The organism is Kibdelosporangium banguiense (genome assembly GCF_017876405.1).
GTDB classification, from domain to species: domain Bacteria; phylum Actinomycetota; class Actinomycetes; order Mycobacteriales; family Pseudonocardiaceae; genus Kibdelosporangium; species Kibdelosporangium banguiense.
This window is the reverse complement of the sequence record NZ_JAGINW010000001.1, coordinates 12,758,758-12,781,407: the sequence shown is the minus strand read 5'-3', so window position 1 is coordinate 12,781,407 and position 22,650 is coordinate 12,758,758. Positions and strand designations below refer to the sequence as shown.

Here is a 22,650-nt window from a genome sequence, read left to right as displayed (position 1 = left end):
AGCCCCGCGCAGCTGGCCGGCCGACGGGGCTTTCAGGGAGACGATCAGATCGGAATCCGATCGATGACGACAGCCTACGCCACGTCTGTATGGACGTTGGAAACCCTGCTCGCTCAGCCGTTCCGGGGTGTCGAGATCGTGCCGGACCACGACTACGGCGAACCGCAGCAGTGCGAGTGGTGCGGCGAGGCCGGAGCCCTCGCCACCGTGCGGGTCTACGGCGAACCGACCGAGGACATCGACGACATCGAGCCGATCCGGCTCAAGGAGATCTGCCCCGAGAACTGCGCTGCGGACGTGATCTTGCGCGCGGTCGCCGAGCAGGACCCGCGCTCGCGCAAGCCGATCCGGGTCGAGGTGGCCGCCTGATGGGACTCGGGAAATGGCTCACCGAAAAGGCCACCGATCTGGTCGTCGGCAAGCAGGAGAGCGAACGGGCGAAGACCGAGCAGGAACTCGACCAGCTGCTCAAAGACAACGCACCCAAGCCGAAGGACGGAAAGAAGAAATGAGCACGACCAACACCGAGGTTGCGACGACCGAGCAGCAGCCGCGCCGCGCTCCGATTGCGCTCGGCGGCCGACAGTCCGACTTTGACACCGCGTTCCGGCTGGCGAAGAACCTAGCCGTTTCCAGCCTTATCCCGAAGGACTTGCGCGGCAAGCCGTCCGACGTGCTCGTGATCCTGATGTACGGGCAGGAACTCGGACTCGCCCCGATGCAGGCCATGCAGGGCGTCTACGTCGTCAACGGCCGACCCTCCCTCGCAGGGCAAACGTGGCTTGCGCTCGCCCGCAAGGCCGGGCACCGGATCACCGTCCTGGAGAACGACGCCCAGCACGCCACCGTCAAGGTCACCCGCGGCGACACAGGAGAGTCGCACACCGAGACCTACACCATCGAGCAGGCCAAGCGCGCAGGTCTGACCAAAAAGGACATCTGGCAGAACCACCCGGAGCGCATGCTGATGTGGCGCGCGACCGGCCGCGCGTGCACCTTCCTGTGCCCGGAAATCGCGCTCGGCTTCACCGACGCCGAGCCGGGCGAGCTCGAACCGGAGCGGCCAACGCTCGCGACCGTGGTCGCCGAGCGGACCGACCAGCAGCGCGCCGATCGGGACGAGGTGCTCGCCGAGCAGGTGCGCGAGGACAACATTGCGCTGGCGCAGGACGAGGCCGCGATGCTCGCCGAGCTCGACCAGTTGAACCGGCACGGGGCCGCGCCAGACCTGGGGGAGCCGGTCGACGCGGACCTCGTCGACGAGCAGGACGGCGCGCTGTTCGAGCAGCCTGCCGCGTCCGAGTCTCAGCGGGACCGACTGTGAGCGCGCCCGAGTGGACGTTCGAGTCCACGATCACGACACCCGACGGTCTGCGCGCCGACGTGACGGTGACCGTCCCGCAGTCTCAGGCATGGCCAGACGTCGCTGAGGTCGCCGAGATTGCGCAGATCTGCGCGAGCCGGGCGGCGCAGCAGGCCACGAAGATGGTTCGCGAAAGCCGGGAACGGTGCCCGTTCTGATGACCACCACGGAGGCAGAGCGCACCACTGCGGACCTGTTGCTGGAGTGGGACCGTTCGCGGCCCCGCTCCCGGCAACGGGAACTCGGCTGGTCCGAAGTGGGCGGCTGCAAACGCCGCGCCGGATACCGGCTCGCCGGTACCGAGCCGTCCAATCCCGGCGGGAGCCTGCAGGCCGTCATGGGGACCGCGATTCACGACGCGGTACAACAGCGGCTCGCCGAGACCGCCGGGCCGGACGACCTGGTCGAGTACCCCGTCGTGTTCGCGGGCATCCCCGGGCACCTCGACCGGTACGAGGCAGACACCGGCGACTTGATCGACGTCAAAACGACCACGTCCCGGTGGCTTGAGCACATCAAGTTGCACGGGCCGGATAGGTCTCATCTGTGGCAGACGTGCGGGTACTGCGCGGCATTGCTGCAGAAGGGGATCAAGGTCAAGCGGATCGTGATCGACTACATCGCGCGCGACACCGGTGAGTTGTACCGGTGGACCGGGACATTCAAGATGCAGCACGTCCGGGACGCTTTGGCGTGGCTCGAATCCGTGCGCGGCGTCGAGCCGGAGATGCTGAACCGCGACTACGCCCCGGACTCCGCGTTCTGCGGCCACTGCCCGTTCCAGCGGATCTGTTGGGAGGGCGCCACTCCCGGCCGGGACCCGCGATCGGTGCTGTACCTGGAAGACCCCAACGGCCGCGAATGGGCCGAAAAACTGTGGCAAGCCAGGGAAGACAAACGCGCCGCCGAAAAGCGGGAGAAAGAAGCCAAGGGCGCGCTCGACGCCATCCGCCCGGCTGATCAGGACGAGGTTGTCGACGTCGGTTTCGAGCACGGCGGCCTGTTGTGGCTGGAGTCGACGTCTTGGCTGATCGATGGCGACACGGTCCGGCAGGACTACATCAAGGCCGGTTCGAAGGCGCCGACGAAGCCGAGCACGAAGACCACGCTGAAGTTCGTGCCGCGCCCGGACATCGAGGCGCCATGAGCGGCGGGTGCCCGTCGGGTAAGCGCGTGTTCCGGACCGAGGCCGCCGCCGACGCGGCGCTCTCGGCTATCTGGTCCACGCCCCGGCCCGGCGGGCGCCGCCTTGAGTGCCGCTACTACCAGTGCCACCTCTGCGAGCGCTGGCACCTCACGTCAAAACCCTTACGTCCACAAAGGATCGCATCATGACAGGACCCGAGCACTACCAGCGCGCCGAGTATTGGGCCGACACCGCCGAGCAGGCAAAGAAGAACAACTCGTCTGACGTCGCCGAGTTGGTCGGATTGGCACAGGTGCACGCGACGCTGGCGTTGGCCGCCGCGACCGCTTCCCCGCTCGTCCACAAAATGTGCGGCGACAGCAGCCGGACCACCGACTGGGGATACGCGATCGGCTGGGACACCGCGCCGGAAGCGAGGGCGACCAACTGATGAGCACCAAGCCGAAGCAGTACGACGGCCGGACGTGGAAGAACACCGACGGGGACAACAGCTTCGTCATGGAACCCACCCGAGCCAACGACAAGGGCATAGTCGTCTGGATCGCGGCGCCGAGCGACGGCCCCGGAACCCTGCTCGACCCGCAGCAAATGCGAGAGGCCGCGGCCGAGTTGGCGCACCGGGCCGACCTGCTCGACCCGCCACAGCGCGAACCGATCGGCGACGTCCCGGCCACGCCCGGCGCGATCATCCGGGACTTCTTGGCGTTCAGCAAGAAGCACTGCGACCGAGTGTTCGACGCCAAGGACGAGGAATTCCGGCACCGCACCAACCACATCATCAACGGGTTCACGATCGTGGCGCTCATGGCCGAACTGGAACGGCTCGCACCCACGCACGCCGCCCAGGTCGCCGAGTACCTCGCCGAAGCCTGGGACGACGGCGGCAGCGTCCACGAATGGCTGTGGGAGTGGAACGAGAACCACAAGGCAGGTAAGCCCGTGGGGTTCGACCCACCGGCCAGTTTGGACCTGGAGGTCAGCCGTGATTGAGATCCCGGGATTCACCGTGACCGAGGCCGACCCGGCGACCGCCGCCGTGTCGCTGCTCGTGATCGCCGAGGAGCTCGGCTACGTGCGCCCGTCGGACGAATGGGTCGACGGCACGGGCGAACCACTGCCAGACGACATGCAGGACGCCGCACACCGACTCGTCGAGGCCGGTCTGCTGCCCGAGTTCGAGGAGGCCATCCGTGGCTGATCAGCTCACCCTGGCGCTCGCCGACCGGCACGCCGGCCAGGCCGTCAACCTCGCCGCCGGAACCACCGGCCACCGGCAACACCGCGACATCGTCGAGCTCGCCGTCGCCATCTGCGCCAAGAACGGGCGCCCGTTCACCGCCGACGACGTCCACAAGCTCATCGAGCACGAACTCGAAGGCGCGCTGTACGACCGCAACCTCGTCTCGTCCGTGATGGGCGTGTGGGCACAACAGCACAAACTCGTCGAGGAACCGTTGCCCGGCATCGCATCCCGACAACGCACCAGGCGCGCGTCCCGCAACCGATGGTGGCGCGGCCGACGCGACGACACCGCGACCGTCCCGGAGGCCCGCCATGGCTGACCTAACCCCCATCTGGCAAGAAGACTGGCACGCGCGATGGATGTTCACCGTCGCCAGCGAACGCCAAGACGACGACCCATATTCCGGCTGGGTCGACATCGACGCAGACGCCCGCCGCGGCGTAGTCGAAATCAACGGCGTCGACTACACCCCCACTGAAGCCCGCAACTACGCCGAAGCGCTCCGACAGGCAGCCGACCACGCCGAACGGTTCGGACACCGCACAGCGGCCATGCTGTTCGACCTCACCTGCGCCGGCCGACTCCCGGAAATCGCACACCTGCCCTCCGAGCAACAGTTCGCGATCCGCGAGGCACTGCGCGCAGCGGGCGACCGCTACCGCAAAGGACAAGCCAAACCCGAGGAGACCCGCCGTGGCTGAGACCGCGCACACCGCTACGGCACGGAAAGCGTTCACCTGCCAGGGATACCGCTGTCGCCTCACAGTCGCGGTCGGCGAGGCGTACGCCCGACACGTCGCGTTCCCCGGCAGCGAAGTCAACGACGGACCGGCGCCCCTCGTGCTGAAGATCTGCGAACGCTGCCACACCGAGTACGGCAAACCGATGCCGACCCGCCGACTCAAGCGCCGAAGTGGCACCGCGGACCCACCATCACCACGTGCCCCACACCCCTGAACCACCGGGCCGCGCCCAACCACCAACGGGCGCGGCCCAAACACTCCCGGAGCACACCCATGCGAACCCCCACACCCGAGCAGTACGCCGACGACCTAAGCCACCTCGCCATGCGCCTCGTCGCCGCCGTCCACGACGAAGGCCCCGACGACATCCGCAGCGCCATCGCGTCTTTCTTCACCATCCCAACACCAGACGGCATCAGCCCAATCGTCGCGGCCATGACCACCCTCGCCGCAATGGTCCCGCCCAAAACCAGCCGCACCGACCTACTCGGCTGGGCGGAGAGGCTCATCCCCACCGACAGCCCGCCCATGCCAATCGAGGACATCAACGCCCTCGCTGTCGAAATGGGACTCTCCGGCCGGCTACCCGCTCACGCCCTCGCCGACGACGAAGTCCGCCAAGTTGTCCGGGAACTCATCACCCGCGGATGGTCCGAACCCGACATCGCCGAACACCTCGAAGCCGAACGCCACGACGTCCGCCGCTGGGCCAGCACCGAACGCGCCCGCATGCGCAGAGAAGCAGGTGCCGCATGACCACCACCGAACGTCCACACGGCCGACAGCGGTACAGCCTCGACGGCTGCCGCTGCACCACCTGCCGCACCGCAGCCACCACCTACAACAACTGGCTCCGCCGCCAACACGCCTACGGCCGCCCCCGCACCGTCGACGCCCAACCAGCCCGCGACCACGTCAACAAACTCCGCGCCGCCGGCATGGGCCTCCGCACCATCGCAGAAGCCGCCGGCACCGGCGACGGCCCCCTCTCCAAACTCCTCTACGGCATCCCATCCCAAGGCCGCGGCCCCAGCGAACGCCTATACATCACCACCGCCGAAAAAATCCTCGCCGTCAAACTCGAACTCGCCGACGGCGCCCGCATCCCCAGCCGCCCCGCCCGCCGACGAATCCAAGCCCTCGTCGCAATCGGCTGGTCCATCACCAAACTCGCCGCACACCTCGACATGCTCCCAACCAACCTCGCCCGAATCGTCGCCGACGACAACGACATCCTCGTCACCACCGACCGAGCCTGCAGAGCCCTGTACGAACGACTGTGGGACATGCCACCCGACGAAACCGACCTATATGACCGGATCGCGGCCACCAAATCCCGCAACCTCGCACAGCGCAAAAACTGGCCTGTCCCCATGTGGTGGGAAGCAGAACCCGAAGGCCGCATCGACGACCCCACCCCAACCCTCGACGAACGCCCCGCAATCGCCCGCCGCATGGCCAAACAAGGCGCCGGCGTCATGGCCATCGCCCGCGCACTCCGGGCCGACCGGCAAACCGTCCACAAACTCCTCCTGGAGGCCGCGTGATCATCGGCGGATTCGCTGGCCCTGGAGGGTGGTGCGAGGGTGCCAGAATCGCCGGCTACCAAGGCAAAATGCTTGGCGTCGACATCAGCCTCGACGCCTGCCGCACCGCGATGGCAGCCGGGCACGCGCGGGTGGTTGCCGACGTCGCCACGTTCCCGCTCGAACCGCTCGTCGGCCGGGTCGAGGGCGCAATCCTCTCGCCGCCCTGCAAAGACTGGTCGTCAACCGGCACGCTCGCCGGGTATGCCGGTGAAACCGGTCACCTCCTCCGTGAGCCACTCCGCTGGTGCCTCATGCTCCGCCCACTGTGGACCGCATGGGAATGCACCCCAAACAAGCCCGTCCGGGCACGTTTCGCGGCAGATGCCGAAGTGCTCCAACGCGCCGGCTACGACGTGTGGACCGGCGTACTGAACGCCGAAGACTACGGCGTCCCCTCGACCCGCAAACGAGCAATCCTCGTCGCCCACCGGGGCCGCACAGTCGGCCCACCAACCCCGACCCTGGGCGGCCCCGCCAGCATGGCCCACGCACTCGGCTGGGACGGCGCCGAACTCGTCTCCAACTACGGAACCGGCGGCGACGCCCAACGCCGCGGCCGACGACCCATGCACATGCCCGCGTTCACCATGACCGGCAAATGCGGCCGCAACAAATGGGCATGGCCCGACGGCACCACACGTCCCCTCAGCATCGACGAAGCCGCCCAACTCCAAAGCTTCCGCCCCAACTACCCGTGGCACGGCGGCAGCACCAGCCAACAGCAACAAGTCGGCGACGCAGTCCCCCCGCTCCTCGCCGCGGCCATCCTCCGGCCACTGATCAACAACGAAAGCAGCGCAGCAGCATGACGTGGTTCAAGGTCGACGACCGCTTCTACGACCACCCCAAGGTGCGTCGACTCGGCAAAGACCGCGCCGCCGCCATCGGCGTGTGGACACTCTGCGGATCATGGGCCGCCGACAAAGAAACCGACGGCTTCGTGCCGGCAGAAGTCGCGCAACGGTACGACCCTCGCGAGCGCATGGCCGCCCGTCTCGTCGCCGTTGGACTGTGGCACCAAGACACCGTCGAAGGCGAGACCGGCTACCGCTTCCACGACTGGCACATCTACCAGCCATCCGCCGAGAAAGCCCAGGCTAAACGCAAGGTACGGCAAGAGGCCGGACGCCGGGGAGGCATCAAGTCAGGCCAAACCAGGCGAAGCAAAACCGAAGCAAATGCTTCAGCAAAACCGGAAGCAAACCACGAAGCAAAAACGAACCCCGAACCCGAACCTATAGAAGCTCACCTACCAGCCCAAGGCACAACTACCGCTACGCACGCGCACGAACGCGAGCATGGCGAAACACCCACCGGCCCCGGCATCACCGGCCCCCGCTCCGCAGACGCCCTCCGACTCGTCGACCGAACCATCGGCCCAAACTTCCCAGCCGAAACCCGAACCGCCCTCGCCCGCGAGACCTCGACCCTCCTTGGCCAGTACGAGCCCGAACTCGTCGCCCAGGCCCTCGAAGCCTGGAAGACCCGAACCGGCATCGGCCCCCGCATCCTCCCCAGCCTCGTCGCCGACCTCGTGAAGACCGCGAACGGCGTACCCGAGCGTTCGGAACGCGTACGTTCCTCGCCGTCGCGCGCGCCTCACGGGGCCTCGACCGGGTCGAAGCGGGTCGACAAGGCGCTCGGGTTCCTGGACCAGGTCGAGATGGTCAAGGCCGAGCTTGCGGCCGAGCAGTCCCGGAAGTTGCTGGAAGGCGGTGTGTCGGCGTGACGATCGAGGAAGCGGCTCAGCTGCTGGTCATGGCAAAGGTGCTGGACTCGCGGTTTGTCGAGCCGGACGACGGCGGGTTCGTGCTCCGGTTGTGGTCGAGGTCGCTGGAGGACGTGCCGATGGCCGCGGCTGAGGAAGCGCTGGGGGAGTACTACCGGTCCGCTCGGTACCGGGAAACGCGGGATTCGATCATGCCTGCGGACATCGTGCAGTGGTACCGCGATCGGAAGCGGTATCCGCCGGCCAAGCGCGGGAAGCCGGTTGCGTTGCCGGACGAGATTCACGCGGGTGTGGACCGGGTGCTCGCTGCCTTGGCTGAACGGAAAGCGATCACGGCAGGGGAGGACCCGGCGACCGCGGCTGACATCGCCGAGGGTGAGACGGCTCGTCGTCGTTTGGTGCAGTCGGTGGCGTGCACGTGGCCGCCGTGCAAGGCGAGCGTCGGGAGCCCGTGCGTGGGGCCGCGGGGTGTGCCGTTGTCACGTGGTCGGGCGCACGAGGCCCGGGAGGCGGCCGCGGCGAAGCCGAGTGTTTCTCTCGCGAACTAGTTGTTGCGTGCGCGAACGCAACATGTGTATCGTGGACGGCACGTCACCGATTCTCGGTGACACCAAGGGAGACGATCATGCAGACCACCAACAGCCGCCCGGCCAGCGGCAACAACACCGAGCCGATGTTCGGCATGGGACTCACCGACCAGCCCGACCCGCAGCACGGCGCCCTGTTCGGCACCACGCTCACCGTCCCCGCCGACGAGGCCGCGCCCGCCGTGGCCGAACCGGTCCAGCCCACGTCGACCGAAACCGGAACCCACATCCTGGCCACCGCGAGCGTCGAGCGGCTGCAGAGCATGCTCGACAGCGCCGTGTCCCTGGTCAACCTGGCCCGCCCGGACCTGGGCATCACCCAGCAGCACATCCGCGCCGAACTGGCCCGCCGGGCCGACGAGCAGCCGGTCGAGGTCGAGCCGACCATCGCCGCGGGAACCACCGTCCGCATCGACGCTGGCCACCTGATCGACCCGACCGACAACATCGCGACCGTGGTCACCGACCACCTCGTGAACCCGGACGGCTCAAAGAACCACGACTACGTCTGGCTTCGGTTCGCCAACGGCACCGAAAACGGCTTCCCCGTCAACGCCTTGACGCCCGTCGAGCAGCCGAAGCCGCGCCGCAACACCACCATCACCGACCAGGCCCGCGCCATCGCCGACTTCATCGACGCCCACCCCGAGCTCGGCGAGCTCTTCACCCTCGACAGCAGGACGAACGAGGTCAGGGCACAGGTGACCGGCAACCGCCGCGCCGACGCCCTGCTCGCATGGTTCTACCGGCTCGACAACGCCGCGCTCTCCCGCACCGTTCACGAGTCCGCCACCCACATCCAGGTGACCGGCAAGTTCGCGGGCATCAACCTGTACGTCTACACCGGATTCTTCACCGAGCAGGCGGTCGCCGCGCTCGTTGACGAGCCGACCGTCCACACGCTCCGCCAGCTCCAGATCGCGAACGCCCGATGACCGCCACCATTGCGGGCCCGGCCTGCCGCCTCCCCATCGGAGGCGGCCAGTGCCGCTACCCCGCCGGCCACAACGGCGAATGCGACCCCAACCCCGTCACCGGCGCCGTCACCGACGACCCCGTCCTCAACGCGATCGACCTGCTCGCGTCCAAGGGCATCGACACCGCCGCCAAGTTCGACGCGCTCAAGGCCGCAGTCGAGGACACCCGGCCGATCGTGTGGTGCGACTGGACCATGGTCCCGGCCCGCACCGACGAGCACGCGGACGCGCACTACTGCGAACACTGCGGCGCCACCGACCACGAGACCTACGTGGACGGTTCCCGATGAGCGCCATCGCCACCACAACGCGCCTGAGCTGCGATCGCGTCGCAGCGAGCGGCGTGCGTTGCCACGTCTCGTACGAGCACCCCGGCGACGAGTACGTCACCCGCGACGCCGCATCAGCCCAAGGTTGGTCCCGGCCGCTAGGCCGTCTCGGCGAGTTCCGCGACATCTGCCCCACTTGCACTGCGGAGGGACACCGATGAGCGCGCAGCACACCCGCCACGACCGGCACCTCATGTGGACTCAACTCGGCGACCTCTGGGAGCAGGTACAGGGCTACCTCGCCATGCTCGCCGTCACCATCGTGACCGGCGGCGGCGCTGTCCTGTTCGGACTCGCCGTCGCCCGTACGGCAGGGAAAGCACCCGCCCTCACGTTCACGACGCTGCTCGGGCTCGGCCTGGTCGCGTTCGTCGCCTGGCGCTGGCGAGTGGCCGGCCGCCGCAACGCCACGCTCACCGACGAGCAGGTTGCCGAGCATGCACGGGCCGTCGTAGCACGGTCCCTCGCCCTGATCGACGCACCACCCGGATACGCCGAAGTCTGGGACCGGCACGCGGGATGCAAGGTCTGCTCGCAGTGCGGCGCACCGGTCGCCGCAGAGCCCTGCCCGACACACGGGCCAGCCGCAACCGACGCCGCAGCACAGGAGACCCAAGCATGACCGCGCGCAAGCCGAAGTGGTTCGGCGGCAAGGGAACCAGGCAGCCGATCGGCGACGCCTCGAACGACCCGATCGGCACCGTACGTCGCTCCCCGGACGGCCGCTGGATCGCGATCATGTGGCCGTCGCGCCCGCACCCGTCCACGTGGGCAATCACCGACTACGCCGGGGCAGCCGGATACGAGAAGCCCGAACGCATCGCGCACTGGCCGATCGTCGGCTCCGTGCCGTGCTCCCCGGCGGCCGGCATGCCGCTCAACCGCCACAAGGAAGACAGCCCCGACGAGCAGCTCGACCGCGTAATCGGCGTGGTCGCATCCGAGATCAGCGCGCAGGACTGCTACGACGCCGCCAAGAAAGGCGGGTTCGACGTCGCGACCCTCGTCGGCAAGGCGGCCGAGATCGCGGTCGAAACCCTGCGCGCCAAACAGAAAACCCACTGACGCAACCCCATCAGGGTGGTCCCGCCGAGCTTCCCCCGGCGGGACCACCAACCCACAGGGAGACCCGAGTGACCGACACGATCACCGTCTATGCCTCGATCGGCAACAGCGACAACAAACTCACACAGCAAGAGTGGGCGAACTTCCTGAGTGAGTTCCACAGCGCGATGGCCAGGCACGCCACCGGCTTCTACGGCCAGTGGTACTCCTCGCCGACCTCGCCGTTCCAGAACGCCTGCATCGCCATCCAGCTTCCGGCCGACAGCGCCGGCCTGCTCCGCAGCCTGCTGACCGAAATACGCCAGCGCTACCGGCAGGACTTGGTTGCGTGGGCCGTGGTTCCGGAAACGGAGTTCATCTGATGAGCGACCAGACGCGCCCACGAATCGTGTGCCTGTCCGGCAGCATGCGATTCTTCGACCAGATCCTGATCGTCGCCGCCGAGAACACAGCCGCCGGCCGGATCGTGCTCGCCCCGTTCTCGATCGTCGCCGCTGAGGACCAGGGCAACGCGGTCAAGCGGATGCTCGACGAGCTGCACTTCCGGAAGATCGACCTCGCGGACGAGGTAATCGTGGTCACGGTCGACGGATACATCGGCGAGTCCACCCGCCGCGAGATCCGTTACGCCGAGCAGCACGGGAAACCGGTGTGGTACGAGGACTTCGGGCCAGGCCCGGGCGTCGCCAAGATCGAACTGCCGCAGCCGACCGGGTACCCGTGCGCGCTCGGCGTGTTCTGCGACGAGTGCGAGACCAGGATCGTGGCCGACATCCTCGTGTCCGACCTCGACGACCAGGCCACCCGGTTCGGGTACATCCGGGCGCACGCCATCAAACACGGCTGGTCCTGCGACAAACGCGGCGACTTCTGCCCGGACTGCAAGCCCGCAGAGGTGACCGTCAATGCCTGAGCGGACTGTGTTGCAGCGCGCCGCGAACGTCGCGCGCCTGCTCGGCGACACCAACCACGCCGAGGCGTTCGCGGACGCCGACCAGAACCACCAGGCAGGTGGAGTCTGTGCCGCTGGCCTGTCGGGCAGGACGTGTCCCGTCGAGCAGCTCGCCCATTCCTACCTCGACGAACACACCGACGGCGACAACATCGTGATGCACATCGGGCCCACCGACGAACAAGCACGCCGCCTCGACAAAGCCCGCAGCATCTTCGACAAGTTCCGCGACGACCTGCAGCTAGCCGCGATCGCGCAACTCACCGACCAAAACCGCATGCTGCGTAACGACCTCGACGGCCGCGTCCGCGCGCTCGCCGTCGCGCTCGGCACCAAGCCAGACAACACACCAACCGGCGGCCTCTACCGCATGTGTCAGGAAGTCGCCGACATGCGCAATGAGCGGGACCTGTTGCTGTGGCTCCACGCCGAAGCTGTCCACGAACGCGACGTGGCCAAAGTGGACGCCGCTATCGAGATATCGGCCGATGAATGGCGCGCCGCGCTCGACGCGTACCGCGACCTGCTCGGCTGCATCTGGCTGTACGTCAACTGGCGGTACGTCACCAAACAGCTTGAGACCGTACAGAAAGACCTCTGGGCTGACGCCGTCGACCAGTTCGGCGACCCCGACGAGCGTCGGCCCGGCAAGGCTGACCGCTGGTGGCGCGACGACTCGCCGGCTGAACCGCGCACGTGGCGCGACCGCGAAGGGTCAATCTGGCGGCCGAACCCGAACGGCACGTACACCGCATACGAGCCGTTCGACGGCCAACCCTGCGCGCCGGTAGGCGAGTACTGCCACTGGCACTTGGGACGCGTCGAGCGGGAACTCGGCCCACTCACGGCCGTCACCGAGGAGGCCGACCGTGGCTGACAGCATGCCGTTCCTCGGCGACCACCTCAACACCGTGCTGAACCCGCCGTACGACTGCCCCGGCTGCCAGCAACGCGAACCCATGCACGTCTTCCGACACGGCGTCCGCTGGGCATGCGGCCACACCGGAACCCTGCCGCCGCTCGTCATCGGCACCAACCGGAAGCAGGCCACCCGATGACCGACACCACCACGGCGCCGACCGTGTACGAGCTCGACATCCCGCTCTGTCGGAACAAACCACCCCTCACCGCCAACCAGCGCCTGCACTGGCGGGAGAAAGCCCGCCGCACCCGCATGGTCCGCGAGATCACCCGCATACGCGCGCGACAAGCCGGAATCCAGCCGTGCGCCCGGATCACCGTGCAGCTGCACTACCGGCCCGGCGACAACCGGCGCCGCGACGCGCCGAACCTGCACGCCACAGCCAAGCCCGCCGTAGACGGCCTGGTCGACGCCGGGCTCGTGCCGGACGACACCGGCGAGTACGTCACCGAGGTAATGCCCGTGATCCACCCCGGACCGGGCAACCGTCGGCTCTGGCTGACTGTCGAGGTGACCAGATGATCCGCACCTACTTCGGCAAGATCGCCGGGCGAGTCGCCCGGCGAATCCTGCTCGGCCGCCGCACCCGGCTGCTGCGCAACGCGTTCCGGCGGTGGTTCCGATGACAAGCCATTCGGCCGAAATGCTCCACGGCGACGCGCTCGCCGTGCTCAGCGAACTGCCGACAGCATCGGTCGACGCCCTGATCACAGACCCGCCCTACAGCTCGGGCGGATTCACCCGCGGCGACCGAACGGCGGATCCTCGCCAGAAGTACCTCCAGGACGACTACGCCAACTTCAACCAGCTCGCCACCTTCGCTGGCGACAACCGCGACCAACGCGGCTACCTCGCCTGGTGCGCCCTCTGGCTGGCCGAGTGTCTCCGCGTAGTCAAGCCTGGCGGCGCCGCCGTGGTGTTCACGGACTGGCGACAACTGCCCATCACCACCGACGCACTGCAGGCTGGCGGTTGGGTGTGGCGCGGCGTTGGTGCATGGTCCAAACCGGACGCGCGGCCACAGCCCGGCCGGTTCCGGCAAGCGTGCGAGTTCATCGTGTGGGGCTCAGCCGGTCCGATGCCCATCATTCCCGGTACACCACCGTTGCCCGGCTGGTGGTCGATGATCGCGCCGAGGGATCGCGTGCACATCACCCAGAAGCCGCTCGACGTCATGCGCGATCTCGTCAAGATCGCGCCGCCTGGCGGCGTGGTGCTCGACCCATTCGCCGGGGCCGGTACGACCGGGATCGCTGCGGTGCTGGAGGGGCGATCGTTCGTCGGCATCGAGAACACCGCGCACTACCACCGTGCCGCCGCCGAGCGCATCGCCGACACGCTGCGCGGATACCGCACGCCGGATGACCAGCTGACGCTCACCGACGTTTCGGAGGTGACGACTTGAGCGCGCTCGCCGAGCCGCCGCGTATCCCGCGCGAGATCCCCGACTGGCACGACCTCAGCCTCTGCCGCCTGTTCCCAGAGCTCGACTGGATCGACGCCAAGGGCGACACCGCGACCGCCTGCCGCGCCATCTGCGCCGTCTGCCCGGTCCGGTACGCCTGCGCCGTCGGGTCGCTCGAACGCGGCGAACCATGGGGAATCTGGGGCGGCCTCGACCGCGCCGACCGCAAGCTGATCGCCGTCGAGTACGGCTACCCCGTGCCCGCCATGCTGCCCGACCACGGCACCAACGCCAGGCGCGTCAAGCACGGCTGTACCTGCCCGGACTGCAAAGCGGCCCACGCCCTCTACGAAGCCGAACGCCGCGCCCGTGCTCGCGCGAAGGCGAAAGCCCGTGGGTTGGGGTGGCCGCCCGTGCACGTCCTCGCCGAGCCGATCCGAATCGGCCGGCACCGGCTGTCGGTTGGGCAGTACCTGCTGCCGTTGCCCGGCCTGCCCAACCACCGCCGCGCCGAACCAGCCGACCTACCCGCCGTGGCATGACGTTTGGGCATCTGACATGATCCTGGCCCCCATGTCGAAATTCCCGAATCGGGCCGGTACCGTTGTCACTTGGCAAGGACTGGCACAAACAGTCCTGACCAGGGAGAATAGAGTCCGGCGCCGAGCCCGCAAGCTCGACGCCGGGTTGAAGGGATAGGAACGCGTCTACTCGCTACTTGCCTCCAAGCATCCGAGCGAGTCGACGAAGGCCCTTCGCCAGGACCCAGGCCAGCCCACGGCTGGCCGGGTCCTGGACCGCCCACACCTCGGCGATCTCAGCCGCCATACGTGCGATCCACGCCAACCAGTTGTTGCTCAACGAACACCTCCTCTCACACCTATGCGTAAGCCCCGATTACGGGCGGTGACGAGAAACGGAGTCTCGCGACCGCTCGACCGGAGCGATAGGACGACAATACTCCACCCAAGCCGGTCGGTGCACACGCCTCCAAGCCCTCATCCAGATGGATGTAAACCGTTCGGACGACCAAGTCGAGATGTTGAGACAAACAGCCTTCTACCTGCCCATACGATGCACACGGTCAGGAACTTCAAGGCTTCCCGTACTTAGCGGTTAGATTCTCGATAGAGTCCACGTTCGTACACACTTCAGGCATACGAACAACGGGATGTAATAACCGGCATTGTTTCCGTGGAAAACACTTGTCGAAATTACTCCGGCAATAAATTCTCCACGGGAAGCGCAACAGATGCAGGAACAGCGCGCGACAGCAACTACAAGCGTACGGCCAATGACACCGTCAACACGCGGGATCTACAGGAACAGTAACCGTGTCGGTTCCTACGTGGCTTGCGACTTCGCGTGCGCCTGCCACTGCCGCATGAACTCCTCGTGCGACGGCGGCAGCAGATGCCACGTGTGGTCAGGTCGCCGGGCATCCCAGCAGCGGTTGCACGACACGTACCGGTGGGGCGGGTCCCAACCGATGACGGTCTTGCCGGGTTCCAGCCGGTGTAGCCCGGCCTTGCACATCTCTGGGTAGACCTCGGCGACGGCCGTGCCGGGCCCGTACCGGTAGGCCAGGGGCCCGTCCGTCTCGTCATTCGAACCCATGTTCGACACCATACGGGTGACAACCAGGCCTGACCATCACGCGCGTGGCCAGGCTGAGCGACGAACTCAAAGCCGCGATCGCCGAGGACATCCGCGCGACCGCCGGCACCCCCGAGGGCAGCTACCGCAAAATCGCCGGACGCCACGGCGTCGGCCTCGCCAGCGTGCAGAAAGTCGCCCAACAAAACGGCCTCGCCGACGCCTGGCAGAACGGCCAGCAACAGACCGCCGCGGCCACCTCCGTCAAGCAGACCAACGCAGCCGAACGCCGCGCACAGCTACAACTTGACCTGCTCGGCGACGCACAAGAGTTGCGCGGCCGGCTGTTCGGCTACGTCACGCACCTGCACGTCGTCAAGAACATGGGTGAGAACGCCGGCGAATCGGTCGAGCACACCGAGCTACCGTCCGGGCCGCGCGAGTGGCGCGACACCATGTCCGCGATCGGCATCGCCAGCAGCAAGAGCGTCGAGCTCGCCCGGCTCGAAGCCGAGCAGGCCGGCACCGGCCAGGCGTCTGGGTTGCTCGAACAGTTCTTCCAGTCGCTCGAACGGGACCGGGCCGAGCGGGACAAGCAGACACCCAGCGAGCAGGGGTGACCGCGCCCGCTCCACCCCGGCCAGCCGAAGAGGCCGCCCGGCTGTCACCGAAACAGAAAGACTCGATCCTCGACGCGACGTGCCGTATCTGCGTGTGGGAAGGATCGATCCGGTCCGGTAAGACGATCGCGTCCATCCTGAAGTGGCTGCGGTACGTCCAAACCGGACCCAAAGGTCCGCTCGCGATCATCGGGCGCACCCGCGACACCATCGCCCGCAACGTCCTCGACGTCATCGCCGACATCGCACCCGGTGCGATCAGCTTCAACCGCGGCGCACCAACCTGCCGGATACTCGGCAGGCTCGTCCACATCATCGGAGCATCGGACGCGAAGGCCGAGAAGGTGCTCCGCGGTCTCACGCTCGCGGGCGCCTACGTAGACGAAGCCACCACCATCCCGGAAGACTTCTTCGTCCAGCTGCTCGGCCGCCTGTCCGTGCCCGGCGCGCAACTGTTCTGCACGACCAACCCAGACAACCCCGAGCATTGGTTCCGCAAGAAGTACCTGAAGCGCGCCAACGAACTCGACCTCGCCACGTGGCACTTCGTGATGGACGACAACCCATCACTCACCGAGGAGTACAAAACCAAGACCCGGGCCGAGTTCACCGGGCTCTGGTTCAAGCGCTTCATCCTGGGACAGTGGGTCGCCGCTGAAGGCGCCATCTACGACCTGCTTGACGACACAATCCACTGCCGACCCGCGCCGGCCAAAGACCAGTGGCTCACGGCGTGGATCGCGCTCGACTACGGCACCAGCAACCCAACCCACGCCGGTCTGATCGTGCTCGCTGTCGACGCACTCGGCGTGCCCGGCCTGTACGTGGTGTCCGAATGGGAGCACGACGGCCGCGCCAAAGGGCAACTCACCGACGCCGCGATCAGCAAACGGCTCAGCGAATGGGCACAGGAGCAACTCGCCGACACCGGGCTCGATCCCGTAGTCGCGCTCGACCCGTCCGCCGCGTCGCTCCGCACCCAAATGCGCGCCGACGGATGGCCCGGCCTGCGCTCCGCGGACAACCGGGTCGACGTCGGAATCCGCAACACCGCATCACTGTTCGGCGGCGGTCGCCTGTTCGTCGACGCCGAACGCTGCCCGGTGCTGTGGGAACAACTCTGCGGCTACGTCTGGGACGACGAGGCGCTCACCAAGGGCGAGGAGAAACCCAAAAAGGTCGCAGACCACGGTTGCGACATGCTGCGGTACGGCGTGCAGTCAGCCCGCGGGGTGTGGCGGCAGTGGCTCCCCGACCTCGCCGCCGCCGACGGCGGACTCGCCGACGCCGCCTGACCTCTTCTTCCCTCGGACAACCGCGGCACCAATGGCCACAACCAAACCGACAGCAAGCAACGGCCAACCCACCCACCCGCGAGAGGTCAACGCGTCCGAGCAGTCCGTCCGGTAGATGGTGGCCTGCCCGTCACTGGCCGGGGTGAACACCGCGCCACAGTCCACAGCCACATCAGTCCCAGACAGTCGGCCGGTCGCGTCCGCCGTGACAGGCGTGGCGAGGAACAGCACGCCTGCGAGCGCGACCAGAACGCCCAGGAGCATGACGAACGCGCGGATAGACATGGATGGCCCCTTGTTTGATGGTCGGTGTCCAGCATCGGCATATCCGAGTGGATCTCTCACGCGTTACGGGCCCAGAGTGACACTCGCGCGCGAGCGTGCGCGATGTGCTGATCGAGCCGAACACTCAATGGCCGCCGCCAGGCCACGACCGCCTGCGGACCCACTGGGAGTCGTGGCGTGCGTGGTGGTCCGGCGACATTCGCGAGCTCAAGAAGTACACGCCCCAGACCGCACCCGGTGGCTACTGGGAACGGAAGAGGAACAAGCCGGGTGGGCGTGAGATCCATCTACCGCTGGCTTCTGACATCGCGCGCACATCTGGCGAGCTGGTCGCTGGCGACACGCCAGCCTTGGACTTCGGCGACACGAGTCTGACGGGCCAATGGGATGACCTGTCGCAGACGATCGGTTGGGCGAACCGGCTGATCGAAGCGGCCGAGGTCGCGTCACCGCTCGGCGGTTCGTTCCTGCGCCCTGCTTGGGACGACAGGGTGGCCGACTATCCACTGTTGACGGTGGTACCGGGAGACGAGGCGTTGCCCGAGTTCCGGTTCGGCCACTTGTGGTCGGTCGTATTCGTCGAGGAACTCCCGCCCCCAGCGGGCTGGAAGGCGCAACGGTCCGGCGAAGTGTGGCGCCACCTGGAACATCACGAGCTTGGTCAGATCCGGCACGAATTGTGGCTCGGATCGTCGTCCGACGTCGGCCGGCAGTTGCCCCTTGCCGAGCATCCGTCCACGAACTACTTCCCGCACCAGATCGACACAACGCCGATTCGACCCGGACTGTTGTGCGAGTACATCCCGAACTACTTGCCAAACCCGCTCGTGCGGCTCCCGTTGGGGCGCAGCGACTACCAGGCAAACGAGACGTTCTTCGACGCACTCGACACGTCGTGGGACTCGTGGATGCGGGATATCGATCTCGGCAAGAACCGCCTGTTGATCTCACGCGAGATGCTCGACCCGGTCACGCAGACCGGCGGCAGAGGCGGTTTCCTCGGTCGCGGCAGGAAAGACACCCCGGCGAAGGCGTTCGATATCGACGCCGAGGTCTTCACTCCGTTGGAGATGCCAGCCGAAGACCAAGGCAAGCCCGCGCCGATCACTCCCGTGCAGTTCAAGATCCGGTATCAGGAGCACGCCGAGACGGTGGCTGCGCTGATCGAGCAGATTGTGTCGCGCGCCGGGTACGCACCCCAGACGTTCGGGATGCACGTCGAGGGTCAGCTTTCCGGTACCGCGATGCGGCGCCGGGAGCATCGTTCGTACCGCACCCGCGAGCGTAAACGCCGGTACATGCGACCCCCTGTCGAGCGTTGCGCCGAGACCCTGATGCTGATCAATCACGTCATGTTCAGCGGACCGAAGCCGACGAAGCGGCCGACATTGGCGTGGCGCGAGACCGACCAGGCTGACCCCAAAGAAACGGCCGAGACGGTCAACCTGTACCGGCAGGCCAAGGCCATGTCCTGCTACATCGCGGTCGCCATGGCGCACCCCGAGTGGGATGACGTCCAAATCAAAGAGGAAGTCGCCCGGATCGAGAAGGAAGAGGCCGAACTGATGGCGCCGCCTCCGACCGGGCACGAGCCACCGCCCGGAACCGATCCGAACCAGCCACCCCAGCAGCCGGAGGATGACCAGTGACCGCACCGAAAAACCCGACCCTCGTCGAGCTCGGCAAGATCCTCGGTGACCTTGTCGGGCCGCTGCAGTGGATCGAAGGCGCCCGGTCTGCGGTTGTGCGCGCCATCATGCAGGAGACCAACGCTGTTCTCGGTGGCACCACCATGACTGAGGCCAAGGCGTGTGTGGTCGCGTGGGCGGTGTTGACCGAGCTCGGCGCCTACGTCCGTGACATCGAGCCAGGCGACGAGGAAGAGCCCGGCGAGGCCGTCCCTGAGACGTTCGGCTGATGGCACGTGGTGTCGATCCGACAGCAGCGGGCGATGCTCTGAAGGCACTGCTCGATACCTGGGACGCCGCGGCAGAGCGGATGCTTGCCGCAGTCGCTCGTCGCCTGGCGCAAGGGATCGAGCAGGATGGCTGGGCGGAAGTCAAGGCACGCCAGGTGTTGTCCGTCCGGGACGAGTTGCGGACGATCCTGGCCCGGCTCGACGCCACCGTGCCCGAGCAGGCCGCCCGCGCACTGGACGAGGCATACAAGCTCGGCTGGCAGGTGGTCGCGTCGCGGGATCTGCCGGTCGCGATCGGCACCCGGCCCGGCCTGGTACAGCAGCTGATCGAGTGGCTGGTCGGACAGTTGGGCGGAATGTTCCTCCCCGTGCTGCGTGCGCAGACGGATCTGTTCCAGGTCGCGATCGGCCAGACGGAAGCGCTCATGGCGACCGGCACGATCACCCGCCGGGACGCGGTCGCCCAGGTCGTCGACCGGCTGCTCGCAGCCGGACACGACCGATTCCAGGACCGGGCCGGGCGCCGCTGGCACCTCGACAGCTACGCGCGCATGGCCGGGCGCACGGCCGCGCAACAGGCCGCGGTCGAGGGCGGGCTCGCGGAGCTGCAGGCGGAGGGTGTCGACATCGTGCAGCTGTCGGACTCGCCGCGTGAATGCTCGCTCTGTCGCCCGTGGGAACGCGAACTGTTGTCGATCACTGGCCGGTCGGTCGGGACAGAAGTGGACGGCAAACGCGTCACGGCGACGATCGCTGAGGCGCGTGCCGCTGGCGTGTGGCACCCGAACTGCACTCACCGCGCCGACGAGGTGATCCCTGGCCTGACCGACGTGCACCGGCCAGCCAAGCACAACCCGGACGGATACGAGGAGCAGCAGCGGCTACGGCAGTTGGAGCGCAAGGCTCGTGAACTGAAACGGAGGCTCGCCGCGGCGCAGGCGTTCGGCGACACGACCACGGCCAGAGCGCTCCGGCAGAAGGTCAAGGCGAACTCTGCGGCCATCAAGCAGCACGCAGTGGAGACCGGCCAGAACCGGCGCGGCGACCGTGAGCGGCCCGTCGACGGTGGCAAGTCACTGCGGCGCACTCCGGCGGCCGGCCAGTCGAGCAGCAGGCCATCGACCGCGGTCGGGCCGCAGGCGCCAACCGTCGGGCTTCCGGCGGGCGAGGAACGCAGGCTCGCGCATGAGCGCGCCGAGAACCAGCTTCCGCCGCTGCGCAAGGCGACCGCCGAGGACCTCGACGCCCGGTTGACGAGGGCGACCGAAGCGGAGGACTACGAGCGGCTTGACGCGATCGTTGCCGAGATGGAGCGCCGCGAGCAGGTCGCGGCGCGCCGAGCCGAGCGGGAGCGCGCACACGAGGAAGAGCGCTGGGCACAGCTGGACGCCCTGATCAACCAGGGCCACAGTGAAGAGGAAGCGGTCGCCGAGGTGTTCGGCCGGTCGGTCGAGCGGCAGCGACGCGACCGCGCGATCACAGAACTCCGGTCGCAGGGCTACACCGGCAAAGGCTTCGACGAGCTCGCGCGCCGGTCGTTCCGGGACTTCGTGTACGGCCGGTACATCGAAGCTGAGAACGTCACCCGCGGGCAGCTGCTCACCCCCGAAGCGCGCGCCGCCGGTATCGACCCGCATAGTCTGTTCGTCGGCCCGGCCGCTCGTGCACGCGCGCACGCGTCCGATGAGCTGAAAGCTTGGTGGGACTTGAACGGGCGCGTAACGTTGGAGCAGTACAAGGTCGATCTACTCGGCGACACAACGGGTTCGCTGCGTGCGCAGTTCCGCACGGGCGGAGAGGACTGGCTGCGATGAGCCATGCTGCAGAGATGCGCGCGGCGCTGCACGCTGGCCGGGCCGCGGCTGAGAATCGACAGCCGCCGGACAACCCGTACGCGCGTGGCGCGACCGCCCGGGAGCGGGTGCTCGCGCGCATGTGGCGTGTGGGCTACTCGGCAGGTAACCCAATCCCGAAGTAACAGCGTGGCCGCATCGTCCGCGCATGAACTGGGATGTCGTGTGGGGCTCGGTACTCGGCACGTTCGCGGTTGGGTTCGCTGTGTTCGAGACACTCGGTCTGAAAGCACGCAACCGTGGTGAGCAGTCCGGCACCTTGACAGCGACGATCCGTCGCTGGTTGGGGATCGATCCGCAGGCGCCGCGCCGTTGGTGGCTCGGCTCGCTGTTCGGCGCGTTCCTGGCGTGGTTCTTCGTCCACATCTTGACGCCGTGGCTGTGACACCCGGCGGCCACCGTGGACGGATGAGTGATCTCACCGAAGGCCGTACGCCTCGACACCCCGGTACTGCCAGCCTGCTCAAGTTCTTCGCCTACGACCACCTGCCGCCGCACCTGCAGGGCACGTCCAAGGCGTGCCACGACCTCGCGCACAAGATGGCGGACGAACTGGCCAGCGGCCCGGAATTGACCGTCGGCCTGCGCAAGTTGTTGGAGGCCAAGGACTGTTTCGTTCGGGCGTCTCTGAGCTGACACCGTGTGCGGCCCGGGTGACAGCGGGGCTGCACCGTCCGGGCCATGGCACGTACCGAAATCGTCAAGCAGACCACGACCCGGACCGGCGCCGCGCTCGGCTTCGCAGCCGTCGACGCTGCCGCCAGCCCCAACGGCATGTTCTACCGGAGCGACGGCACCGAGCTGATCGTCGTCAAGAACCTCGACGCCAGCCCGCACACCATGACCGTCGACATCCCCGTCACAGTGGACGGACAAGCCGTCACCGACAAGACCGTCACCGTCGCCGCAGGCGCAACCGTCGTCGCCGGGCCTTACGGTCCCGAGTACCGGCAGGCCGACGGCTCCGTGTGCCTCAACTTCGACAGCGCCACGTCGATGACCGTGGGTGTCCTGAACACCTGAGGTAACACC

The 22,650-nt window shown here is 67.4% G+C and carries 39 protein-coding genes; 36 read left to right on the top strand and 3 right to left on the bottom strand.

The genetic code is table 11. The features are described from left to right. Positions 1–63: 63 nt before the first annotated feature. The 27 genes from JOF56_RS57390 (at position 64) to JOF56_RS57260 (ending at position 14,593) form a co-directional block, all read left to right on the top strand. On the top strand, positions 64–369 hold the full coding sequence (locus JOF56_RS57390) for a hypothetical protein (RefSeq protein ID WP_209647889.1): 306 nt from the start codon (positions 64–66) through the stop codon (positions 367–369). Next, positions 369–512 carry a hypothetical protein gene (locus JOF56_RS57385; RefSeq protein ID WP_209647888.1) on the top strand — a complete coding sequence of 48 codons (144 nt, stop codon included), beginning with the start codon at positions 369–371 and terminating at the stop codon, positions 510–512. The genes JOF56_RS57390 and JOF56_RS57385 overlap by 1 nt, the downstream gene beginning before the upstream one ends. Beyond that, entirely contained in the window at positions 509–1,324 is an 816-nt protein-coding gene (locus JOF56_RS57380) for a recombinase family protein (protein ID WP_209647887.1), read from the top strand. Before JOF56_RS57385 ends, JOF56_RS57380 begins: the two co-directional genes overlap by 4 nt. Continuing rightward, on the top strand, positions 1,321–1,521 hold the full coding sequence (locus JOF56_RS57375) for a hypothetical protein (protein ID WP_209647886.1): 201 nt from the start codon (positions 1,321–1,323) through the stop codon (positions 1,519–1,521). Before JOF56_RS57380 ends, JOF56_RS57375 begins: the two co-directional genes overlap by 4 nt. Beyond that, a complete protein-coding gene (locus JOF56_RS57370) occupies positions 1,521–2,510 on the top strand; it encodes a CRISPR-associated protein Cas4 (RefSeq protein ID WP_209647885.1) in 990 nt (329 codons plus the stop codon). Before JOF56_RS57375 ends, JOF56_RS57370 begins: the two co-directional genes overlap by 1 nt. 184 nt (positions 2,511–2,694) lie before the next feature. Beyond that, positions 2,695–2,940, top strand: coding sequence for a hypothetical protein (locus JOF56_RS57365; RefSeq protein ID WP_209647884.1), 246 nt, complete (start codon positions 2,695–2,697; stop codon positions 2,938–2,940). Continuing rightward, on the top strand, positions 2,940–3,500 hold the full coding sequence (locus tag JOF56_RS57360; RefSeq protein ID WP_209647883.1) for a hypothetical protein: 561 nt from the start codon (positions 2,940–2,942) through the stop codon (positions 3,498–3,500). The genes JOF56_RS57365 and JOF56_RS57360 overlap by 1 nt, the downstream gene beginning before the upstream one ends. Continuing rightward, complete coding sequence (locus JOF56_RS57355; protein WP_209647882.1) at positions 3,493–3,708, top strand: hypothetical protein; 216 nt, start codon at positions 3,493–3,495, stop codon at positions 3,706–3,708. The genes JOF56_RS57360 and JOF56_RS57355 overlap by 8 nt, the downstream gene beginning before the upstream one ends. After that, on the top strand, positions 3,701–4,072 hold the full coding sequence (locus tag JOF56_RS57350) for a hypothetical protein (RefSeq protein ID WP_209647881.1): 372 nt from the start codon (positions 3,701–3,703) through the stop codon (positions 4,070–4,072). The genes JOF56_RS57355 and JOF56_RS57350 overlap by 8 nt, the downstream gene beginning before the upstream one ends. Continuing rightward, a complete protein-coding gene (locus JOF56_RS57345) occupies positions 4,065–4,454 on the top strand; it encodes a hypothetical protein (RefSeq protein ID WP_209647880.1) in 390 nt (129 codons plus the stop codon). The genes JOF56_RS57350 and JOF56_RS57345 overlap by 8 nt, the downstream gene beginning before the upstream one ends. After that, entirely contained in the window at positions 4,447–4,710 is a 264-nt protein-coding gene (locus tag JOF56_RS57340) for a hypothetical protein (RefSeq protein WP_209647879.1), read from the top strand. Before JOF56_RS57345 ends, JOF56_RS57340 begins: the two co-directional genes overlap by 8 nt. 59 nt (positions 4,711–4,769) lie before the next feature. Further along, positions 4,770–5,252 carry a hypothetical protein gene (locus tag JOF56_RS57335; RefSeq protein ID WP_209647878.1) on the top strand — a complete coding sequence of 161 codons (483 nt, stop codon included), beginning with the start codon at positions 4,770–4,772 and terminating at the stop codon, positions 5,250–5,252. Continuing rightward, the gene (locus tag JOF56_RS57330) at positions 5,249–6,043 is read left to right on the top strand and encodes a hypothetical protein (RefSeq protein ID WP_209647877.1); all 795 of its coding nucleotides are present in this window, start codon (positions 5,249–5,251) and stop codon (positions 6,041–6,043) included. The genes JOF56_RS57335 and JOF56_RS57330 overlap by 4 nt, the downstream gene beginning before the upstream one ends. After that, positions 6,040–6,894, top strand: coding sequence for a DNA cytosine methyltransferase (locus JOF56_RS60630; protein ID WP_307855761.1), 855 nt, complete (start codon positions 6,040–6,042; stop codon positions 6,892–6,894). Before JOF56_RS57330 ends, JOF56_RS60630 begins: the two co-directional genes overlap by 4 nt. Continuing rightward, complete coding sequence (locus JOF56_RS57320) at positions 6,891–7,814, top strand: hypothetical protein (protein ID WP_209647876.1); 924 nt, start codon at positions 6,891–6,893, stop codon at positions 7,812–7,814. The genes JOF56_RS60630 and JOF56_RS57320 overlap by 4 nt, the downstream gene beginning before the upstream one ends. Beyond that, entirely contained in the window at positions 7,811–8,362 is a 552-nt protein-coding gene (locus JOF56_RS57315; RefSeq protein ID WP_209647875.1) for a zinc finger domain-containing protein, read from the top strand. The genes JOF56_RS57320 and JOF56_RS57315 overlap by 4 nt, the downstream gene beginning before the upstream one ends. 77 nt (positions 8,363–8,439) lie before the next feature. Next, positions 8,440–9,336 (top strand): hypothetical protein, encoded by an 897-nt coding sequence (locus JOF56_RS57310; protein ID WP_209647874.1) that lies wholly within the window; start codon positions 8,440–8,442, stop codon positions 9,334–9,336. Next, the gene (locus JOF56_RS57305; protein ID WP_209647873.1) at positions 9,333–9,668 is read left to right on the top strand and encodes a hypothetical protein; all 336 of its coding nucleotides are present in this window, start codon (positions 9,333–9,335) and stop codon (positions 9,666–9,668) included. The genes JOF56_RS57310 and JOF56_RS57305 overlap by 4 nt, the downstream gene beginning before the upstream one ends. Positions 9,669–9,864: 196 nt before the next feature. Next, positions 9,865–10,329, top strand: a complete 465-nt coding sequence (locus tag JOF56_RS57300; protein WP_209647872.1) for a hypothetical protein — start codon at positions 9,865–9,867, stop codon at positions 10,327–10,329. Then, entirely contained in the window at positions 10,326–10,772 is a 447-nt protein-coding gene (locus tag JOF56_RS57295; RefSeq protein WP_209647871.1) for a hypothetical protein, read from the top strand. Before JOF56_RS57300 ends, JOF56_RS57295 begins: the two co-directional genes overlap by 4 nt. A gap of 68 nt (positions 10,773–10,840) precedes the next feature. Next, a complete protein-coding gene (locus JOF56_RS57290; RefSeq protein WP_209647870.1) occupies positions 10,841–11,134 on the top strand; it encodes a hypothetical protein in 294 nt (97 codons plus the stop codon). Further along, positions 11,134–11,685 carry a hypothetical protein gene (locus JOF56_RS57285; protein ID WP_209647869.1) on the top strand — a complete coding sequence of 184 codons (552 nt, stop codon included), beginning with the start codon at positions 11,134–11,136 and terminating at the stop codon, positions 11,683–11,685. Before JOF56_RS57290 ends, JOF56_RS57285 begins: the two co-directional genes overlap by 1 nt. Beyond that, positions 11,678–12,601: a hypothetical protein gene (locus JOF56_RS57280; RefSeq protein ID WP_209647868.1), complete on the top strand. Its 924-nt coding sequence runs from the start codon at positions 11,678–11,680 to the stop codon at positions 12,599–12,601. The genes JOF56_RS57285 and JOF56_RS57280 overlap by 8 nt, the downstream gene beginning before the upstream one ends. Beyond that, the gene (locus tag JOF56_RS57275; RefSeq protein WP_209647867.1) at positions 12,594–12,782 is read left to right on the top strand and encodes a hypothetical protein; all 189 of its coding nucleotides are present in this window, start codon (positions 12,594–12,596) and stop codon (positions 12,780–12,782) included. The genes JOF56_RS57280 and JOF56_RS57275 overlap by 8 nt, the downstream gene beginning before the upstream one ends. Then, a complete protein-coding gene (locus JOF56_RS57270) occupies positions 12,779–13,168 on the top strand; it encodes a RusA family crossover junction endodeoxyribonuclease (protein WP_209647866.1) in 390 nt (129 codons plus the stop codon). Before JOF56_RS57275 ends, JOF56_RS57270 begins: the two co-directional genes overlap by 4 nt. A gap of 100 nt (positions 13,169–13,268) precedes the next feature. Further along, positions 13,269–14,051 (top strand): DNA-methyltransferase, encoded by a 783-nt coding sequence (locus JOF56_RS57265; RefSeq protein WP_209647865.1) that lies wholly within the window; start codon positions 13,269–13,271, stop codon positions 14,049–14,051. Beyond that, positions 14,048–14,593 (top strand): WhiB family transcriptional regulator, encoded by a 546-nt coding sequence (locus JOF56_RS57260; RefSeq protein WP_209647864.1) that lies wholly within the window; start codon positions 14,048–14,050, stop codon positions 14,591–14,593. The genes JOF56_RS57265 and JOF56_RS57260 overlap by 4 nt, the downstream gene beginning before the upstream one ends. Positions 14,594–14,765: 172 nt before the next feature. On the opposite strand, the gene JOF56_RS57255 is transcribed toward JOF56_RS57260, so the two are convergent. Next, the gene (locus JOF56_RS57255) at positions 14,766–14,912 is read right to left on the bottom strand and encodes a hypothetical protein (RefSeq protein ID WP_209647863.1); all 147 of its coding nucleotides are present in this window, start codon (positions 14,910–14,912) and stop codon (positions 14,766–14,768) included. Between the two features lie 483 nt (positions 14,913–15,395). Next, complete coding sequence (locus JOF56_RS57250; RefSeq protein WP_209647862.1) at positions 15,396–15,668, bottom strand: hypothetical protein; 273 nt, start codon at positions 15,666–15,668, stop codon at positions 15,396–15,398. 44 nt (positions 15,669–15,712) lie between these two features. Here JOF56_RS57250 and JOF56_RS57245 point away from each other — a divergent pair, with 44 nt between their 5' ends. Beyond that, positions 15,713–16,267 carry a hypothetical protein gene (locus tag JOF56_RS57245; RefSeq protein ID WP_209647861.1) on the top strand — a complete coding sequence of 185 codons (555 nt, stop codon included), beginning with the start codon at positions 15,713–15,715 and terminating at the stop codon, positions 16,265–16,267. Continuing rightward, on the top strand, positions 16,264–17,562 hold the full coding sequence (locus JOF56_RS57240; protein WP_209647860.1) for a PBSX family phage terminase large subunit: 1,299 nt from the start codon (positions 16,264–16,266) through the stop codon (positions 17,560–17,562). The genes JOF56_RS57245 and JOF56_RS57240 overlap by 4 nt, the downstream gene beginning before the upstream one ends. Here JOF56_RS57240 and JOF56_RS57235 read toward each other — a convergent pair. Then, entirely contained in the window at positions 17,488–17,847 is a 360-nt protein-coding gene (locus JOF56_RS57235) for a hypothetical protein (RefSeq protein ID WP_209647859.1), read from the bottom strand. The genes JOF56_RS57240 and JOF56_RS57235 overlap by 75 nt on opposite strands. Positions 17,848–17,942: 95 nt before the next feature. Between JOF56_RS57235 and JOF56_RS57230 the strand changes: the two genes are divergently transcribed. The 7 genes from JOF56_RS57230 to JOF56_RS57200 are packed head-to-tail and all read left to right on the top strand — an operon-like array spanning position 17,943 to position 22,641. After that, on the top strand, positions 17,943–19,496 hold the full coding sequence (locus JOF56_RS57230; protein WP_307855760.1) for a phage portal protein: 1,554 nt from the start codon (positions 17,943–17,945) through the stop codon (positions 19,494–19,496). Continuing rightward, positions 19,493–19,765, top strand: coding sequence for a hypothetical protein (locus JOF56_RS57225; RefSeq protein ID WP_209647858.1), 273 nt, complete (start codon positions 19,493–19,495; stop codon positions 19,763–19,765). Before JOF56_RS57230 ends, JOF56_RS57225 begins: the two co-directional genes overlap by 4 nt. Further along, positions 19,765–21,579: a phage minor capsid protein gene (locus tag JOF56_RS57220; RefSeq protein WP_209647857.1), complete on the top strand. Its 1,815-nt coding sequence runs from the start codon at positions 19,765–19,767 to the stop codon at positions 21,577–21,579. The genes JOF56_RS57225 and JOF56_RS57220 overlap by 1 nt, the downstream gene beginning before the upstream one ends. Continuing rightward, positions 21,576–21,743, top strand: a complete 168-nt coding sequence (locus tag JOF56_RS57215) for a hypothetical protein (protein ID WP_209647856.1) — start codon at positions 21,576–21,578, stop codon at positions 21,741–21,743. The genes JOF56_RS57220 and JOF56_RS57215 overlap by 4 nt, the downstream gene beginning before the upstream one ends. Before the next feature lie 23 nt (positions 21,744–21,766). Further along, entirely contained in the window at positions 21,767–22,003 is a 237-nt protein-coding gene (locus JOF56_RS57210) for a hypothetical protein (RefSeq protein WP_209647855.1), read from the top strand. A 23-nt stretch (positions 22,004–22,026) separates the two neighbouring features. After that, on the top strand, positions 22,027–22,254 hold the full coding sequence (locus JOF56_RS57205) for a hypothetical protein (RefSeq protein WP_209647854.1): 228 nt from the start codon (positions 22,027–22,029) through the stop codon (positions 22,252–22,254). 45 nt (positions 22,255–22,299) lie between these two features. After that, complete coding sequence (locus JOF56_RS57200; RefSeq protein WP_209647853.1) at positions 22,300–22,641, top strand: hypothetical protein; 342 nt, start codon at positions 22,300–22,302, stop codon at positions 22,639–22,641. Positions 22,642–22,650 lie beyond the last annotated feature (9 nt).